This is a genomic window from Povalibacter uvarum (assembly GCF_014202975.1).
In the GTDB taxonomy this organism is placed as follows: domain Bacteria; phylum Pseudomonadota; class Gammaproteobacteria; order Steroidobacterales; family Steroidobacteraceae; genus Steroidobacter; species Steroidobacter uvarum.
This window is the reverse complement of sequence record NZ_JACHHZ010000002.1, coordinates 853,556-869,510: the sequence shown is the minus strand read 5'-3', so window position 1 is coordinate 869,510 and position 15,955 is coordinate 853,556. Positions and strand designations below refer to the sequence as shown.

At 62.7% G+C, this 15,955-nt stretch carries 18 protein-coding genes; 8 read left to right on the top strand and 10 right to left on the bottom strand.

What is annotated here, in order from left to right; genetic code table 11:
* The first annotated feature begins 257 nt into the window (after nucleotides 1–257).
* Nucleotides 258–662 (top strand): response regulator, encoded by a 405-nt coding sequence (locus tag HNQ60_RS10125; protein ID WP_184331262.1) that lies wholly within the window; start codon nucleotides 258–260, stop codon nucleotides 660–662.
* Nucleotides 663–853: 191 nt separating this feature from the next.
* On the opposite strand, the gene gstA is transcribed toward HNQ60_RS10125, so the two are convergent.
* The gene (gstA, locus tag HNQ60_RS10120; RefSeq protein WP_184331260.1) at nucleotides 854–1,477 is read right to left on the bottom strand and encodes a glutathione transferase GstA; all 624 of its coding nucleotides are present in this window, start codon (nucleotides 1,475–1,477) and stop codon (nucleotides 854–856) included.
* A 263-nt stretch (nucleotides 1,478–1,740) separates the two neighbouring features.
* Here gstA and HNQ60_RS10115 point away from each other — a divergent pair, with 263 nt between their 5' ends.
* On the top strand, nucleotides 1,741–2,757 hold the full coding sequence (locus HNQ60_RS10115) for an AraC family transcriptional regulator (RefSeq protein ID WP_184331259.1): 1,017 nt from the start codon (nucleotides 1,741–1,743) through the stop codon (nucleotides 2,755–2,757).
* A gap of 51 nt (nucleotides 2,758–2,808) precedes the next feature.
* Nucleotides 2,809–3,198, top strand: a complete 390-nt coding sequence (locus tag HNQ60_RS10110) for a DUF488 domain-containing protein (protein ID WP_184331257.1) — start codon at nucleotides 2,809–2,811, stop codon at nucleotides 3,196–3,198.
* Between the two features lie 39 nt (nucleotides 3,199–3,237).
* On the opposite strand, the gene HNQ60_RS10105 is transcribed toward HNQ60_RS10110, so the two are convergent.
* Entirely contained in the window at nucleotides 3,238–3,426 is a 189-nt protein-coding gene (locus tag HNQ60_RS10105) for a hypothetical protein (protein WP_184331255.1), read from the bottom strand.
* A gap of 195 nt (nucleotides 3,427–3,621) precedes the next feature.
* The gene (locus HNQ60_RS10100; RefSeq protein ID WP_184331252.1) at nucleotides 3,622–4,230 is read right to left on the bottom strand and encodes a nucleotidyltransferase family protein; all 609 of its coding nucleotides are present in this window, start codon (nucleotides 4,228–4,230) and stop codon (nucleotides 3,622–3,624) included.
* Nucleotides 4,231–4,393: 163 nt separating this feature from the next.
* Between HNQ60_RS10100 and def the strand changes: the two genes are divergently transcribed.
* The 4 genes from def to HNQ60_RS10080 all read left to right on the top strand — a co-directional run bounded on the left by def (nucleotide 4,394) and on the right by HNQ60_RS10080 (nucleotide 7,483).
* Nucleotides 4,394–4,924 carry a peptide deformylase gene (def, locus tag HNQ60_RS10095; protein WP_184331250.1) on the top strand — a complete coding sequence of 177 codons (531 nt, stop codon included), beginning with the start codon at nucleotides 4,394–4,396 and terminating at the stop codon, nucleotides 4,922–4,924.
* Nucleotides 4,925–5,071: 147 nt separating this feature from the next.
* A complete protein-coding gene (gene gabD, locus HNQ60_RS10090; protein ID WP_184331248.1) occupies nucleotides 5,072–6,550 on the top strand; it encodes an NADP-dependent succinate-semialdehyde dehydrogenase in 1,479 nt (492 codons plus the stop codon).
* A gap of 18 nt (nucleotides 6,551–6,568) precedes the next feature.
* Complete coding sequence (locus tag HNQ60_RS10085) at nucleotides 6,569–6,985, top strand: OsmC family protein (protein ID WP_184331246.1); 417 nt, start codon at nucleotides 6,569–6,571, stop codon at nucleotides 6,983–6,985.
* Between the two features lie 66 nt (nucleotides 6,986–7,051).
* Nucleotides 7,052–7,483, top strand: coding sequence for an OsmC family protein (locus tag HNQ60_RS10080; RefSeq protein ID WP_184331245.1), 432 nt, complete (start codon nucleotides 7,052–7,054; stop codon nucleotides 7,481–7,483).
* Nucleotides 7,484–7,541: 58 nt separating this feature from the next.
* On the opposite strand, the gene HNQ60_RS10075 is transcribed toward HNQ60_RS10080, so the two are convergent.
* The 3 genes from HNQ60_RS10075 to HNQ60_RS10065 all read right to left on the bottom strand — a co-directional run bounded on the left by HNQ60_RS10075 (nucleotide 7,542) and on the right by HNQ60_RS10065 (nucleotide 11,268).
* Nucleotides 7,542–8,735 carry a multidrug effflux MFS transporter gene (locus tag HNQ60_RS10075; protein ID WP_184331243.1) on the bottom strand — a complete coding sequence of 398 codons (1,194 nt, stop codon included), beginning with the start codon at nucleotides 8,733–8,735 and terminating at the stop codon, nucleotides 7,542–7,544.
* A 21-nt stretch (nucleotides 8,736–8,756) separates the two neighbouring features.
* Nucleotides 8,757–9,593 carry an S-formylglutathione hydrolase gene (fghA, locus tag HNQ60_RS10070; RefSeq protein ID WP_246433498.1) on the bottom strand — a complete coding sequence of 279 codons (837 nt, stop codon included), beginning with the start codon at nucleotides 9,591–9,593 and terminating at the stop codon, nucleotides 8,757–8,759.
* Between the two features lie 94 nt (nucleotides 9,594–9,687).
* Nucleotides 9,688–11,268, bottom strand: coding sequence for an alkaline phosphatase D family protein (locus tag HNQ60_RS10065; RefSeq protein WP_184331241.1), 1,581 nt, complete (start codon nucleotides 11,266–11,268; stop codon nucleotides 9,688–9,690).
* 98 nt (nucleotides 11,269–11,366) lie between these two features.
* On the opposite strand from HNQ60_RS10065, the gene HNQ60_RS10060 reads away from it, so the two are divergent.
* The gene (locus HNQ60_RS10060; RefSeq protein WP_184331239.1) at nucleotides 11,367–12,239 is read left to right on the top strand and encodes a GFA family protein; all 873 of its coding nucleotides are present in this window, start codon (nucleotides 11,367–11,369) and stop codon (nucleotides 12,237–12,239) included.
* A 52-nt stretch (nucleotides 12,240–12,291) separates the two neighbouring features.
* On the opposite strand, the gene HNQ60_RS10055 is transcribed toward HNQ60_RS10060, so the two are convergent.
* The 4 genes from HNQ60_RS10055 to HNQ60_RS10040 all read right to left on the bottom strand — a co-directional run bounded on the left by HNQ60_RS10055 (nucleotide 12,292) and on the right by HNQ60_RS10040 (nucleotide 15,876).
* Nucleotides 12,292–12,981: an outer membrane beta-barrel protein gene (locus HNQ60_RS10055; protein WP_184331237.1), complete on the bottom strand. Its 690-nt coding sequence runs from the start codon at nucleotides 12,979–12,981 to the stop codon at nucleotides 12,292–12,294.
* 210 nt (nucleotides 12,982–13,191) lie between these two features.
* The gene (locus tag HNQ60_RS10050) at nucleotides 13,192–13,599 is read right to left on the bottom strand and encodes a VOC family protein (protein ID WP_184331235.1); all 408 of its coding nucleotides are present in this window, start codon (nucleotides 13,597–13,599) and stop codon (nucleotides 13,192–13,194) included.
* Nucleotides 13,600–13,663: 64 nt separating this feature from the next.
* Nucleotides 13,664–14,464 (bottom strand): phosphatase PAP2 family protein, encoded by an 801-nt coding sequence (locus HNQ60_RS10045; RefSeq protein WP_184331233.1) that lies wholly within the window; start codon nucleotides 14,462–14,464, stop codon nucleotides 13,664–13,666.
* 200 nt (nucleotides 14,465–14,664) lie between these two features.
* Nucleotides 14,665–15,876 carry an ABC transporter permease gene (locus HNQ60_RS10040; protein ID WP_184331231.1) on the bottom strand — a complete coding sequence of 404 codons (1,212 nt, stop codon included), beginning with the start codon at nucleotides 15,874–15,876 and terminating at the stop codon, nucleotides 14,665–14,667.
* Between the last annotated feature and the right edge of the window lie 79 nt (nucleotides 15,877–15,955).

Genomic DNA, 15,955 nt, shown 5'->3' with positions numbered 1-15,955 from the left:
TCCAGCGTAGCGGGGACAACGGCTGGGAACTGTCAGCGGTTCCATTACGTTGGAAGAATTCTCGTATTCCGTTCAATGGCCTGTGGAGGGAACGCCGGCGCGCCGCTGTGCGTTCTTTACCGATAACAGACGGTGAATATCTGACGTGCGGGGTTGCCGCCGTTGTGGCGTAATTCGCGTGCACCCATGCTCGACGTGGGACGGATTACTAACAGCGGCAGCGGCAAGAACCCGCGCAGAGAACAACCAAGGAACCTATGGCAGACGACCCTTCCAGCGCGCCGGTGCGCTGCGTGCTCATCGTCGAGGACGAAGTACTAGTCCGGATGTTCGCCGTCGATGTCCTCGAGGAAGCCGGCTTCGAAGTTGTCCAGGCCGCCAGCGGCGCCGAAGCCCTGAAGCACTACCACGCACGGGCCAGCGATCTGAGCGCCGCCGTGATCGACCTCGGTTTGCCGGACCGCCCTGGCGACGAAATTGCCGCGGAGTTGCGCGGGCTGAATGTGAAACTGCCGATCGTGATCGCCAGCGGCCGCAGCGAGCGGGAACTGCGGGACCGGTTTGCGAATGACGGCGCGGTCGCAATTCTGGCGAAGCCCTACACCGAACCGTTGCTGCTCGAGGCGCTGGAAAAACTCGATGTGGCGGTGACGCGGCGCTGAACCTGTGGGTCCCACTTCAGTGGGACGTCAGGCCGAAGGCCTCTTTCGCTATCGCGATGACGTCCGGCTGAAGCCGGACCCACAGCAAGACACGAGCGGTGTCATTCCCGCGAAAGCGGGAATCCATGTCTTAAATGCAGATGGACTCCCGCGTACGCGGGAGTGACAGAGCCGCGCGGGAGTGACGGAATTCACGCCGCCGCCGCTTGAACCAGCCCCTCCGCCTTCATCGCTTCCACCACCCCCGGCCGATTCGCGATCCGCGCCTGGTAGTCCCGCAGGATCGGCCACGGCGACAGATCGATTCCCACCGCCGCGCTCCAGCGGGTCACGACGAACAGATACGTGTCCGCAACGGTGTAGTGATCGCCGGCCACCCACGGCCGTTCCCAGAGCTGACCGCTGATCCATTCGAAGCGCCGGCCCAGCGTGGCCGTCGCCCATTGCTGCCAGTCCGACGACGAGCGATCCCGGGTCAGCAGTGGAATGAACGGTTTGTGCAATTCACTCGCGACGAAGCACAGCCATTCCTGCACCCGATATCGCGCCATCGTCCCGGGCCGGAAGATCAGCCCGGCGTCCGGCTGCAGGTCGGCGATGTACTGAAGGATGACCGGCCCTTCCGTCAGACACTCACCGTTGTCGAGCTCCAGAATGGGAACGTAGTTCTTGCCGTGAACCTGCCCGAGCTCCGATCCGGAAGCCGTCCGATGTGCACGCAGATCGACCTGCTCCCTGTCGAATTCGAGACCCGCTTCGATCAGCGCAATGTGCGGAGCCAGCGAACAGGCTCCCGGCGAGTAGTAGAGCTTCATGGGTCGGACCTCGTGCCGGCGGTTGCTTTTTGACGAGGCAACAGTAGTCGGCGCGCAGGGTTGGCGACATGTTCGGGACGCTCGAACCATGCGCCGTTCGTCTGCAAAAAAACGACGTTCGACCGATTGATGAAATGGCTGCAACAATCAATTTCTACAGCGCATCCTTTCTGCTCTGGACAGCCTCCCGTGCGCGAAGCGTAGGCTATGACCGTCCTCTCACGGACCCTTTTCCCACGGCCCCTCAAACGACGGTTCAAGCCATGGACGTACTTTCGAATGTATTGAGTGTTACGAGCCTTGCCACGAGCACGCTCGGTTCGCGCGAGTTCGTTGCTCCCTGGGCGATTCTGATCGACGCGCCGAAAGAATCGGCCGTCCACATCGTCAGACGCGGCACAGCGTGGCTGCGCGTCGGTGATGAAGAGCCTGTTCGGCTGAATACCGGCGACATCGTTCTGCTCGCCGGCGGACGCAAACACGTTCTGTCTTCGGAGCGTGAGCCTCGCGAGCCGGAGCCTGTTGCACAAGCCATTGCACGCGCTCACAACAACGTTGTGCCATCGCTGCGCGGTCGCGCCGAAGGCGCGGAATCGACAGTGATTCAGTGCGCGGGCTACAGCTTCTCGACTGACGGCTTCTCGCCGGAAGGCGCGCATCCGTTGCTGTCGCTGCTGCCTTCATTGATCGTGCTGCGCGCCAGTCGCGCGGAGGAAGATGTAGAGCTGCAGTTGCTGCTCAGGCTGCTGTCGCTCGAAGCAACTCGTCGCGATGCAGGTGCGGAGCTCGTGTTGCCGCGACTCATCGACACGCTCTTCGTTTACATCCTGCGCGTCTGGCTGCGTGATCAGCCGGAAGGTGCTGCAGGCTGGCTGGGAGCGTTGCGCGATCCGCAGATCCGCAAGGCACTCTCGCTGATTCATGAATCGCCGCAAGCGCCGTGGACTGTGGAATCGCTGGCCCGCCAGGCTGCGATGTCCCGCGCCGCATTCGCAAAGCGGTTCATGGATCTCGTTGGCCAGCCGCCGCTGGCGTATGTGACGCGCTGGCGCATGGATCTCGCGGCGAAGCTGTTGCGCGAATCGCGTGAGCCAGTTGCACGCATCGCAAGCAAGGTCGGCTACCTGTCGGAGACGGCGTTTGCGAAAGCCTTCCGTCGTCGTCGCAAGATGCCGCCCGGTGCCTACCGCTCGCAGCGGACACGTCGCGCCCGACCGGAGGTCGCGATTCCCGAACTGCAGCGAGCGGCGGCCAGCGCCGAAGTCGCGCCGCGCTTGTAGTCATCATGCAGTAGCCTGAAACTCCGCCGAACCTCTCGGCGGAGTTTTCTCGTGACCATTCACATCGTTCGACTCGGAAGTCCGCGACGCACGAAAGAAGGGATTCGATTCGGCACCGTGCGCCGCCCGCCTCGCGGCGTCCCGAAGACTGAGTACGCTTCGCGCGACTTCTACGATGTGTGGTTGCCCAATCTCGCGCCGAGCGAGCCGCTGCTGAAGCAGGCACTCGGTGCCAAGGACGATCGCAGCTGGAAAGCCTTCACCCGACGCTATCGCGCGGAAATGAAATCACCTGACGTTGCCCGCGTGCTGGATGCGCTCGCGGCGCTGTCGCATCAGACGGATTTTTCAGTTGGCTGTTATTGCCAGGATGAGGTTCGGTGTCATCGGTCGGTGCTGAGGGCGTTGCTGGAGGAGCGAGGGGCGGAGGTAGCGGAGTAACCCTTCGTCATTCCCGCAACGCGGGAATGACGGATTACCTCAATGACTCCTGCTCCACTCATCCGGCGGATTCTCCCGCTTCACCTGCGAAGGATCCTTTGCCTCTCCCTTGCGATAACCGCGTTCGAAGAGCCGGCGACGGAATACGAAGACGGTGAGTGCGATGGCCAGCGCGATCAGCATCAGTACCGGCCAGAAATGGCTCAGCCATTCCGAAATTGAACTCATGAGGATTCTCCTGACGCCGCGGTCTCGTAGGCGCGGTCAGGAGAATAACGATCGGGCGGACGGATAGTTTCGGCCGCGCTCGCGAGCAATGCATCGCTGTAGGCGTTCCGCCCACCGCGACGAATCAGCGGCGGCGTGCTCGCATCCAGATGACTGCGACCACGATGGCGATCAAGCCGAGGATGATCAGAACTCTCATTGGAGTTTGTGCTCTTCTGTTTTGTTGAAACGCAGCGTCAGCGCTGCCAGGTCTTCTGGTGTGTCGAGATCGATGGCCGCATTCGGCATGGGCACGCGCACGAGACGGAAGTTGTTGCGTTCGATGACGCGCCGCGCCCCTTGATCGCCCCTGAGATCGCCCAGCTCGTTGAAGAACAATCGCGGGAAGATGGCCGGGACGCCGACGTGCTGGTCGTAGGTCGCAGCCGCGATGACCCCGTCCTGCTCTTTCCACGCCGCCGCCAGCCGCTTGAGATCATCCGCCGTCACCGCGACCTGATCGCCCAGCAGGATCAGTACCGCGTCCGCGGCCGACGGCAGTGCACCGATCCCATGTCGGATGGACGACGCCAGCCCTTCTTCCCAGTGCCGGTTCACGATCACGGAAGCCGGAGAATGCGCCAGCAATCGTGACAATTCCGCGGCATGCGCGCCAAGGACGACGGTCACCGCATGCCCCGCCAGCGACACCGCCGCCGAGACGACGCCGTGCAGAACCGGCCGCCCACCCAGCTTCACCGACTGCTTCGGCTGGCCGAGCCGGGTCGAAGCCCCTGCAGCGAGAACTAGAACATGAAGAGACATGGAAGTAGATAGCGGATAGCGGATGGCGGATAGTGGTGAATAGGTGGCCGAGTAGCTTCAGTGAGGAGTTCGATCGCGGCCTTGCGGGCGATTAAGCCGAACAACACAATCCTCCCGTCTCCGAACTATCCGCCATCCGCTATCCGCTATCTACTTCTTCTTTATGATTCGTCCCGTTCTGAAGATGGGTGACCCCGTGCTGCTGTCGGTCGCGCAGCCGGTCCAGCAGTTCGACACCCCCGAGCTGCATGCGCTGCTCGTCGACATGCATGACACGATGGCGTCGTTGAACGGCGCCGGGCTCGCTGCACCGCAGATCGGTGTGTCGCTCCAGGTGGTCATCTTCGGCGTGGGCAGGAACCCTCGCTATCCGCAGGCCGAAGAAGTGCCTTACACGGTACTCATCAACCCCGAGCTCGCTCCCATCGGCGACACGATGGAGGATGGCTGGGAAGGCTGCCTGTCGGTTCCGGGCATGAGGGGACTCGTCCCACGTCACAAGCAGCTGCGGTATCGGGGGTTCGACCAGTACGGCAAGCCGATCGACCGCACGGTGACGGACTTTCACGCGCGCGTCGTACAGCACGAAGTCGATCATCTGCTCGGAATCCTCTATCCGATGCGCATCCGCGACCTGCGCAACTTCGGCTTCAATGAGACGCTCTTTCCGGGGCAGCAGCTCGTGGATGACTGAAACCGGAGTTGTCAGACGCCTCCAGTGCGTCGTTCCAATTCCTCCCTCGTGCACCCCGTGTTCCCCGTGGAAAATCCTCTCTTCACAGGCTGGACGGAGTAGTCGGCCGTTCCTAGACTCTCGTCCCCGATCCCGCGGAGACTTCCCATGGCAGCCCTTCCCCAGACTCAGCAGCCGCCGCTGCAGGACATGACCCTGTTTCGCCAGCAGGCGTTCGTCGCCGGCCGTTGGGAAGATGCGCCGGACGGCAAGGTCAAGCAGGTCTTCAATCCCGCGAACGGCAAGCTGGTCGGCACCGTGCCGAATCTCGGCGCCGATGCGACTCGTCGCGCGATCGACGCCGCGAACAAGGCGCTGCCGGACTGGCGTGCGCGCACGGCGAAAGAACGCGCGCAGATCCTGCGCAAGTGGTTCGATCTCATGATGGCGAACCAGGAAGACCTCGCCATCCTGATGACCGTCGAACAGGGCAAGCCGCTTTTCGAAAGCCGCGGCGAGATCGCTTACGCCGCTTCCTTCATCGAGTGGTTCGGTGAAGAAGGCAAGCGTGCCTACGGCGATGTGATTCCAGGTCACGGCCGCGACAAGCGCATCGTCGTGCTGAAGCAGCCGATCGGCGTCACTGCTGCGATCACGCCGTGGAACTTCCCGGCCGCGATGATCGCGCGCAAGGTCGGACCCGCACTCGCCGCTGGCTGCACGATGGTGATCAAGCCGTCGGAACTCACTCCGTACTCGGCGCTGGCGATGTGCGTTCTAGCGCAGCGCGCCGGTATTCCCGATGGTGTGGTCTCGGTCGTGACCGGCGATTCGAAACCCATCGGTGCCGAGCTGACCGGCAACCCGATCGTGCGCAAGCTCAGCTTCACGGGCTCCACTGGCGTCGGCAAGCTGCTCATGTCGCAGTGCTCCGCCAACGTCACGAAGGTCTCGCTGGAACTCGGCGGCAACGCGCCCTTCATCGTGTTCGACGACGCCGATCTCGATGCGGCCGTCGCGGGCGCCATGGCATCGAAGTACCGCAATGCCGGCCAGACCTGCGTTTGCGCCAACCGCATCTACGTCCAGGGCGGCGTCTACGATCGCTTCGCCGAAAAGCTCGCTGAAACCGTGAAGGCGATGAAGATCGGCGACGGCCTCGACAAGGACACGAAGATCGGCCCGCTGATCGAAGAGAAGGCAGTGAAGAAAGTCGAGGAGCACGTTGCCGACGCCGTCGGCAAGGGCGCGAAAGTCCTGTTCGGCGGCAAGCGCGTCGAAGGCCCCGGTACGTTCTACGTTCCGACCGTGCTCACCGGCGTCACAGCCGACATGCTCGCGATGCGCGAAGAAACGTTCGGCCCGGTCGCGCCGCTGATGAAGTTCGACAGCGACGACGAAGTGATCCGCCTCGCGAACGCGACCGAGTTCGGTCTCGCCAGTTACTTCTACAGCCGCAACATCCAGCGCGTATGGCGTGTCGCCGAAGCCCTCGAGAGCGGCATCGTCGGCATCAACGAAGGCATCATCTCGACGGAAGTGGCGCCCTTCGGCGGAGTGAAGGAAAGCGGCATCGGGCGCGAAGGATCGAAATACGGGCTGGAGGAGTATATGGAGATCAAATATTTGTGCTTTGGCGGAATTTGACAGCGACTCAGCTTCCCCATGAAAGCACGTATCAAATGGATCCAGGACGTCATGTTCGTCGGCGAGTCCGGCTCGGGCCACTCCGCCGTGATCGACGGCGCGCCGGATGCGGGTGGCCGCAACATGGGTTTTCGGCCGATGGAAATGATGCTGCTCGGACTCGGCGGCTGTTCGGCGTTCGATGTGATGCTGATCCTGCGGCGCGGCCGTGAAGATGTCACCGACTGCGTCGTCGAGCTCGATGGCGATCGCGCCGAGACCGATCCGAAAGTGTTCGTCAACGTGCGCATGCACTACGTCGTGACCGGCCGCAATCTCGATCCGAGGAAGGTCGAACGCGCCGTGAAGCTTTCGGAAGAAAAATACTGCTCCGCGTCCGCGATGTTCGGCAAGACCGCAACACTGACGCATACCATCGAAGTCCGCGAGGCATGAGCATCGGAGTTCCACACCCCGTGTGAAACTCTTCCTCCTGATTCCGTTTCCAACAGAGGTACTCACATGAAACGCACAGCGACGGCAGTCTGGAACGGCGGTCTGAAAGACGGCAAGGGATCGATCTCGACGGAGAGCGGCGTGCTCGAGAATACGCAGTATTCGTTCAGCACCCGGTTCGAGGACGGCAAGGGCACGAATCCGGAGGAGCTCATCGCGGCGGCGCACGCTGGGTGCTTCTCGATGGCGCTGTCAGCGCAGCTGGGCAACGAAGGCAAGACGCCGGAGTCCATCGAAACCGAAGCGGCGGTCACGCTGCTCAAGACGGATGCGGGATTCACGATCACCGCCGTGCATCTCAAGGTGCGCGCGAAGATCCCGAACATGACGCCGCCGGAGTTCCAGAAGTTCGCGGAAGCCGCTAAGGCCGGATGCCCGGTGTCGCGCGTTCTCAAAGCCGACATCACGATGGAGACGCGGCTGGCTGGCTGGACTTAGAAAGAAGTCGGAGTTGCACACGGAGTTCCGTGGGCTGCGTGACCTTCGTGTCAAGCTCCTAGTTCCGGCCTGCCACCCATTTCGCCCAGCGATAACTGCCAAAGCTCAGGATTGAGCCGCCGAGCATCAGCAGCGCCAGCGTGTGCAGGGTGCCGTCGTTGAAGACAGCGACGGCAATGCCCGCGAGCGTGGCGACGAAGGACTGCAGCGATCCCATCAAGGCCGACGCGATTCCCGCCTCTTGTCCGTACGGCGCGAGAGCAAGCGCACTGGTATGCGGCATGATTCTCGCCGTGCTCACGAAATAGAGAAGCTGCGCGACGATCACGCCCCAGAGCGGCAACGACAACAGCAGCGCGAGCAGAAAGAACACGGTTCCTACGACGACGGGCCAGACCACCGCTTCGTTGAGCACTTCAGCAGGACCGCGCCGATTGAGCGCCATCACGTTGAGACGGCTCGCCGCCATGAATGCGAGTCCGTTCAGACCCAGCATCCACCCGAATTCGTCGGGCGTCAGTTGAAATGCCTGCGACATGACGATCGGCGAGCCGGTGACGTAGCAGAACATCACGCCCATGCCGAAGCCGGCGACCATCGAGTAGCCGACGAGCCCGGGATCGCGAGCCAGGTGCCAATAGCGACGCGCGATCTCACCCGGATGCAGCGTTGCGATCGCTGTGGTGGGCCGCGACTCCTTCAGCAGTACATGCATCGCAATCAGCATCGACGCGCCGAGCACCGCCTGAAACACGAATACGCCGCGCCATCCGGTCGCGCTCACGACCCAGCCGCCTAGAATCGGCGCGAGAATGGGACCGAGCGCAATGATCGCCATGAGCGTCGCGAAGGCTCGTGCCGCTTCGTGCGGCTGGCAGCGATCGCGCACGATCGCTCTTCCGATGACGAGGCCCGCGCAGGCACCCAGTGCCTGCAGCACGCGTAGAACGATCAGCATGGTCATGCTCGTTGCGAGTGCGCAGCCGATCGCGCCGAGCGCGTAGAGCACGAAGCCGAAGTACAGCGGCGGCTTGCGCCCGAAACGATCGCTGATCGGACCATAGATCAGCTGGCCGACGGTGATGCCCACGAGATACGCCGCCATCGTGCGCTCGACGCCGTCTTCGGCCAGCTCGCGCTCGATCGCCGGAAAGCCCGGCAGATACATGTCGATCGTGAACGGACCGATCGCCGACATTGCGCCGACGAGCACCAGCCAGCCTGGCACGCGGGAAGGGCGTGCCTCAGTCATGGAGAGGTCCGCAACCGGTACTCACAGATGCTGCGCATGATGCCGCAGATGATCTTCCATGAACGTCGAGATGAAGTAGTAACCGTGATCGTAGCCGGCCTGGTGCCGCAGCCGCAGGGTCGTACCCGACTGACGGCATGCCGCTTCGAGCAACTCGGGTTTCAACTGCTCCGTGAGAAATTTGTCGGCAGTACCCTGGTCGACGAGGATCGGCCTTTCATAGCGCTGCCTTGCGACGAGCGCGCTGGCATCGTATTGCGACCATGCTCCGTGGTCGGCACCGAGATATCCGGTGAATGCCTTCTGGCCCCACGGGCATTGCATCGGCGCCGCGATCGGCGCAAACGCGGAGACCGACCGATACTGGTCCGGATTGCGCAGCGCGCAGACCAGTGCTCCGTGACCTCCCATCGAATGACCGAAGATTCCCTGACGATCGGCGCGGGATTTCCCGAGCGACGCGATGACTTCCGGCAGTTCGCGCGTCACGTAGCTGTACATCCGGTAGTGCTGCGACCATGGCGCTGCAGTCGCATCGACATAGAAGCCGGCGCCGAGGCCGAAATCCCAACTCGCATCGTCGCCCGGCAACCTGGCTTTGCGCGGACTCGTGTCGGGTGCCACCAGCATGAGACCGAGCTGCGCGGCCACGCGCTGCGCGCCTGCCTTGATCATGAAAGTCTCTTCGGTACACGTGAGACCCGCGAGGTAGTAGAGAACAGGCACCGGCTGACTCTGCGCCTGCGGCGGCACGAAGACCGAGAAGCGCATCTCCGTCCGACATTCGACGGACTCGTGGGAGTAAAAGACCTGCGTGCCGTCGAAGCAGCGGTGCTCGGAGATCTTGGTCAGGGTCATGGCGAGAGAATGAACGCGTCGGGCGGGGACGTAAGGATACCGGTTCCCGCGTCCACTGAGATCAGCGATTGCCCTGAGCAAGAGGGCTCGAGCCTCAAGCCTCTTTGATCCCCGCCTGCCCGTTCTCCACGACGAAGGAGGCCTGCGTCGAGCGGCCCGCATTGCGATCCGTCACGGAATTCATGGTGATGAGATCCGCGCGCAGCCGCTCGCGCGAAAGGTCGAGCAGCAGGTAGCCGCGCCTTTCGCTGTTGGCGAATACGAGATTGGGATTCTCGGGCCGGCGCGCATCGAGCGATGCCTGGGAGATCGCCTCTGACGTGATCGATGTCGTTACGAACTCGCTGGCTGTCACGGGAGAGGTTCGATCCGCCGGTACCCGATGATGGTTCGCGGCGATGAAGGAATGAATGTCGCCGCCGAGAAGCACCGGATTGCTCACTTGCGTCTGCGCGATCGATTCCATCAGGCGCTTGCGTGCCGCCGGATAGCCGTTCCAGCCGTCGTTCCAGAACAGCTCGCCGGGTCCCTGCTGTTCGTCGACGTAGGCCATCACTGTGCCCTGAGCGAAGACGTTCCAGCGCGTGCGGCTCGAAGCCATCTGATACCTGGCCCAGTGCTCTTGGACGACACCGAGCTTCGTCCGGGAGTCTTCATGCAGTTCGGGGCAATTCACCGAGCGGGAATTCCGCCTCGCTGGCGCGGTGCATGCGAGCGGCGAGCGATACTGCCGCGAATCCAGCATCACTACATTCGCGAGTTGACCGAAGCTGCGCTGCGCGAACAATCGCATGTCCGAGCCAAACGGAGCAGCGCGACGAGGCAATGGCATGTGCTCGTAGTAAGCGCGATAGGCCGCGGCGCGGCGCGCGAGGAACCACTGCGGCTCATCGTCGTCCTCGGAAACCGAGCCGGCGTAGTCGTTCTCCACTTCGTGATCGTCCCAGGTCACCAGCCATGGGCATGCGGCATGAGCATCCTGCAGCTCCTTCTCGCCGCGATACAGCGCATGGCGAATCCGGTAATCATCGGCCGTGATCGCTTCCGGCGCATTGTGATGGCGGATGCGATTCTTTCCCCAGCTGCCTTCGTAGATGTAGTCGCCGACATGCACGACCAGATCGAGGTCGTCATCGAGCATGTGACGATACGCAACGTAGTAGCCGTGTTCGTACTGCTGGCAGGACGCAACGGCGATGCGCAACTTTGTGTTGTCAGCGTCGCCGCGCGGTGCAGTGCGAGTATGTCCGATCGGGCTGCGCACTCCGCCGGCGGTGAATCGATACCAGTAGTCCCGGCCGGGCTCGAGCTGTGAAGGCTCGGCGTGAATCGAGTGCGCCCATTCGCTCGTCGCATAGTCGACGCCGGTCTGCACGATCTGCTTCATGCGATCGTCCGTCGCCACTTCCCAGGTCACTGGGACGACGGAGTCCGCTGGCAGTCCAGCGCCGGGCTGCAACGGCGCCGGGGCAAGGCGCGTCCAAAGGACGACGGAGCTCGAAGTTGGATACCCGGACGCGACGCCCAACGTGAAAGGGCTGTCGCGAAAGCGTAGCGAGTCTGCGGCATGCAGCAGCCGCGCAGGAATGCTCGTGAGCGCGAGGGTCGCACCCAGGCCGCCTAGCAGATCTCGACGACTCCATTGAGCGTTCTTGTGGGCATTCTTGCGTGACACGGGTCGCCTCCCGCAGTGACTGGTGGCAGGATGCCACATCCTCATGACGAGGATGTTCCGGTCCCATCAGATCAGATCAGCGAAAAAGGGGGATATGCATGACTACCGGCTCCTGTCTGTGCGGCGCGGTTCGTTACGAGATCGCCGGCCCCTATAAATGGATGACTCACTGCCACTGCTCCATGTGCCGCAAGCACCATGGTTCGTTGTTCGGCACGACAGTCGGCGTGGAGCGCAGCAACTTTCGTTGGCTGCAGGGCGAGGACGCTGTCGTTCACTATCGTTCTTCCGCAACCTTCGAGCGGCCCTTCTGCGCGCATTGCGGTTCGGTGTTGCCTGATGTCTCTGGCGAAGTGGCGATCTGTCCCGCCGGCACGCTGGCCGATGATCTCGACGCGAGGCCCAGAGCGCACATCTTCGTCAGCTCCAAGTCGCCGATGTGCGAGATCCACGACGACCTGCGGCGCTTCGATGAGTATCCGCCCGGCTACGGCCAGGCAGTCTCGGCTCCCCATAATCCTGCCGCCGAAACGACGGACCCGACACTGCACGGCAGTTGTCTTTGCGGTGCGGTCGCTTTCGAGATCGATGAGCAGCCGCGCAACCTGGTGAACTGTCACTGTTCGAGATGCCGCAAGAGCCGCGGCGCCGCGCATGGGACGAACTTCTTCGTCCGATTGGAGCACCTCCGCTGGACGCGCGGTGCGCAGAAGATTCGCTCGTACAAAGTCCCGGACGCGCAGATCTTCACGACGAGCTTCTGCACTGACTGCGGCAGCAAGCTTCCCGCCGCGTTTGCGCCGATCAAACGCTATATCGTTCCAGCCGGCGCGCTCGATACGCCTCTGCCGCTCAAGCCGGGAATCAACATTTATGTGAGCTCGAAGGCCGCGTGGTTCGACATTCGCGATGGCCTGGAGCAGTTCGACGCGATGCCGCCGATGGATCGCGTGAGGGACGTGATGTTCTGAACGCCCGGATGCAGCGGCGGAATCCGCTCGAGAACTCCGCCGCTGTTCCCGGTCAGAAGCGATAGATCGCTGCGAGCGTGACCGAATCCACGTCCGTTTCGCCCGTCTCGTCTTCGTTGCCCACATCCTTGTAGAGCTGATAGTCGAGACTCACCGACCAGCTCGGGCCGAAGTGCATCGCCGCGCCGGCGCCGTAGAAGATGTCAGTGTCGTCGCCGGAGAGCTTGTCTCCCTCGCTGCCCTGGTCATCGCCGACGCGAAGCTTCAACTCGGTCTCGGAGAAGAAGATGCCGAGACGACCATGGAGGTCGAACATCTCGCCGAGCGGCAGGCTGCCGATGAACGCGGTCGTGAATCCCGTCGCATTGAACTCGATATCCATGAACGCATCGATGGCCGGCGGCACGCCGAACGGCTCGAAGCTCACGTCCGCGCGATAGCTCGGCGATCCGAGATCGAGGTACCCGGCCTCGAACGCGATGTATTGATTGACACGGAAGCCGCCGAAGATCGACCAGGTGGTGTCGCCGTCATCGAGCGACGAGTCGCCGCCGACAAAGTTGCCGAACTGCGAGAAGACGTCGACGGTGAGAGCGTCGAACTCGTCCTGGTCCAGGTCGGCCTTCGACTGCCCGCCCTGGATGCCGACGTACCAATTGGCCTCTTGTGCTGTTGCTGCCGTGGAAAGGGCCATTGCGAGGCTCAGTCCCAGAGCAAGACGGATCGTCCTGTGAAGCGTCATCATCCCTCTCCCAAATGATTTATGGTGATGCCCGACGGGTCGGGCGCAGGGATTACACGGCACCGTGCCTCGGTGCCAGTGTTGAAGACGTCACAATTTCCGTGATTTTTCAGGCCTAGTGTCATTCCCGCGCAAGCGGGAATCCATCTGGCGGACCGGATGGACGCCCGCGTACACGGGTGTGACAGCTTGCAGCCATGTGCGGGCGCGTCAAACCTGCATCGAGAAATCCCAGAACGCAGCTTCGATCTTGTGGCCGTCGAGATCCCGCAGGAAGCAGCCGTAGTACGGGGCACCGTACTCTTCACGGGGTCCCGGCGCACCGTCGCCTCTCGCACCCGCCGCGATCGCGGCGTCGTAGAACGCATGAACCGCCTCCTTGCTGGGCGCCACGAAACCGAAGTGCGTGCCGTTGCCGACGGCGGCCGCTTTGCCGTCGATCGGCGTCTGCACCCAGAATTCCGGATAGAGCTTGCCGTAGGCGACCGCTCCGGGATGCTCCATCACTCTCTTGCAGCCCAGCGTGGGCAGCACCCGGTCGTAGAAGTCCCGCGCGCGGTCGAAGTTGTTCGTGCCGATCGAAACGTGCGACAGGATGCTGGGATTCTCGTCAGCCATGACTCGCTCCTTCGTATTGTTGAAGCCCCAGCATAGCGGCAGACCATGACAGCGGATGGCAGGGTCAGAATCGCCAGTGCCATTGCATGAGCGCGCCGTCCTCTACAGCGCTCAGGGCGAGCGACTGCGTTTCATTCTCGAGGCCGAGGAAAGCGTCATTGAAGAACGAGGCGAGGAAATTTCCGATCGCCATGCCGACGAGCGTGTCGGAGGGATAGTGCCAGCCTGCTTCGATGCGGGCCCAGGAAGTGCCGACCGTCATCGCCGTCAGGCCGACATCGAACGTGCGCCGCCAGCCTGAACTCATGTCCATGGAGCGCAGATTGCGCGAAGCGAGCCGTGTGTGAACGGCCGACGAAGACGTATGGCCCGACGGGAAACTCGCGCTGTCGTCGCCATTCGGCCGCTCGCGGTCCGTCGCACTCTTGAGGCCGTTGGTCACGACGACGGTGCTGCTCACTGCGGCAATGCCAACAAGCGTCCCCTTTACCTTGTTGGCAAACCAGTCTCCCGCGTCCGGACCACTGGGCGTCGCGGCGACCGTAACGTAGTGCGCCAGCACGGATGCGTCGCGGAGGTGATCGCTCCAGTCTTCGGCATTCTTCTCCGACCCGAACACAGGCGTGTGCTCGCGTGCCCAATCGGAAGTACGGCGATCCCAATCATCGATCTGAAATGCAGCGGCACCGATCAGCGGCCCCCACACCCACGGATCCTTCGCGGCGTTCACCGCGGACTCCCGAACGCGCTCCCAGCCCGGCGCGATCGTGGCGTTCTCTCCCCAACCGCGACCGTTGGGCAGCGTCGAGCAACCACTCAGGAAGAGCAGAGCCAACGGGAACAGGGGAGCTGAAAGCGACTTCATGCAGGTCTCCGTGGTGCCGCCAGATTCAGCGGCATTTCGGTGAGACGAACAAGTGAGGGAAAACAATCGGGGAAGCCAGAACAAGGAATCAAGGGGTCATTCCCGCGAAAGCGGGAATCCATCCGGCACAAGCGTGGACTCCCGCCTTCGCGGGAGTGACGGAGTTTCTGGCTAGCTGACTAGCCGGCTAGCTGGCCTTCCTACTCATGCCGCAACGCTTCAATCGGATCCAGCTGCGCTGCCCGCTGCGCCGGGAAGTATCCAAACACGATTCCCACGGCGGCAGAAAACGTGAACGACAGGATGACGATCGACGGATTCAGGACGAACGGCACTTTGAACGCATGTGTCGCAGCGGCGCCCGCGGTCAGGCCCAGGATGATGCCGATGAGTCCGCCAAGCGCGGCGAGCACGACCGCTTCGATCAGGAACTGCAACAGCACATCGCGTGCCATTGCCCCGACTGCGAGGCGAGTGCCGATCTCGCGTGTTCGCTCAGTCACCGACACCAGCATGATGTTCATGATGCCGACGCCGCCCACGATGAGGCTGACAGCGGCCACCGCACCCAACAGCGCGGTGAGGACGCGCGTCGAGCTCGTGAACGCACTGGCGACTTCCTTCAGATCGCGAACATTGAAATTGTCTGTTGCACCCGAGCGGATCTTGCGGCGCTCACGCATCAGCGTTTCGATGTCCTTCTGCATCTTCTCCGTCGACACGCCATCGCGAGCCGAGACGAGAATTGCACCGACGTCCGAATTGCCGGCCATGCGCCGCTGCAGTGTGCGCAACGGAATCACGACGAGATCGTCCTGGTCCTGGCCGAAGCCCGACTGGCCCTTCGGCTCGAGCAGGCCGATGACGTTGCACGACAGTTTGCCCAGCCGGATGGTGGCGCCCACCGGATCCTGATTCTCGAACAGCTCACGCCGTACCGTGTTGCCGATCATGCAGACCGACGCTCCGGCCCTGAGCTCCGACTCCGAGAAGTTTCGACCCGAAGCCAGCGCCCAGTCGCGAACCTGCAGGAACTTGTCGTTCGTGCCGGTGATCTGGGTCTGCCAGTTGTTGTTGCCGTAGATCGCTTGCGCACCGCTGTTGGACGACGGCGCAACAGCCGCGACTCCGGAGATCTCGTTCTCGATGGCCTGCACATCTGCCATCTCGAAAGGCGGCGCCGCCATGCGCGCGCCACCAGGCCCGCCGAATCCCTGGCCGCGAAACACCTGCAGCAGGTTCGTGCCGAGCTTGCTGATATCTGCCTGCACCTGAGCCGTCGCGCCTTCGCCGATCGTCACCATCGTGATCACGGCGGCCACGCCGATGACGATGCCGAGGATCGTGAGCGACGAGCGCAGCACGTTGCGGCGGATTTCTCGCAGGGCGAGGACGATGGCGTTCAGGAACATGGGGATACCAGAAGGCACGAGGCTTGAGGCGTGAGGCGTGAGCCTGAGAATCCGTACCCTCTCGTTCTGGCTCGCGCCT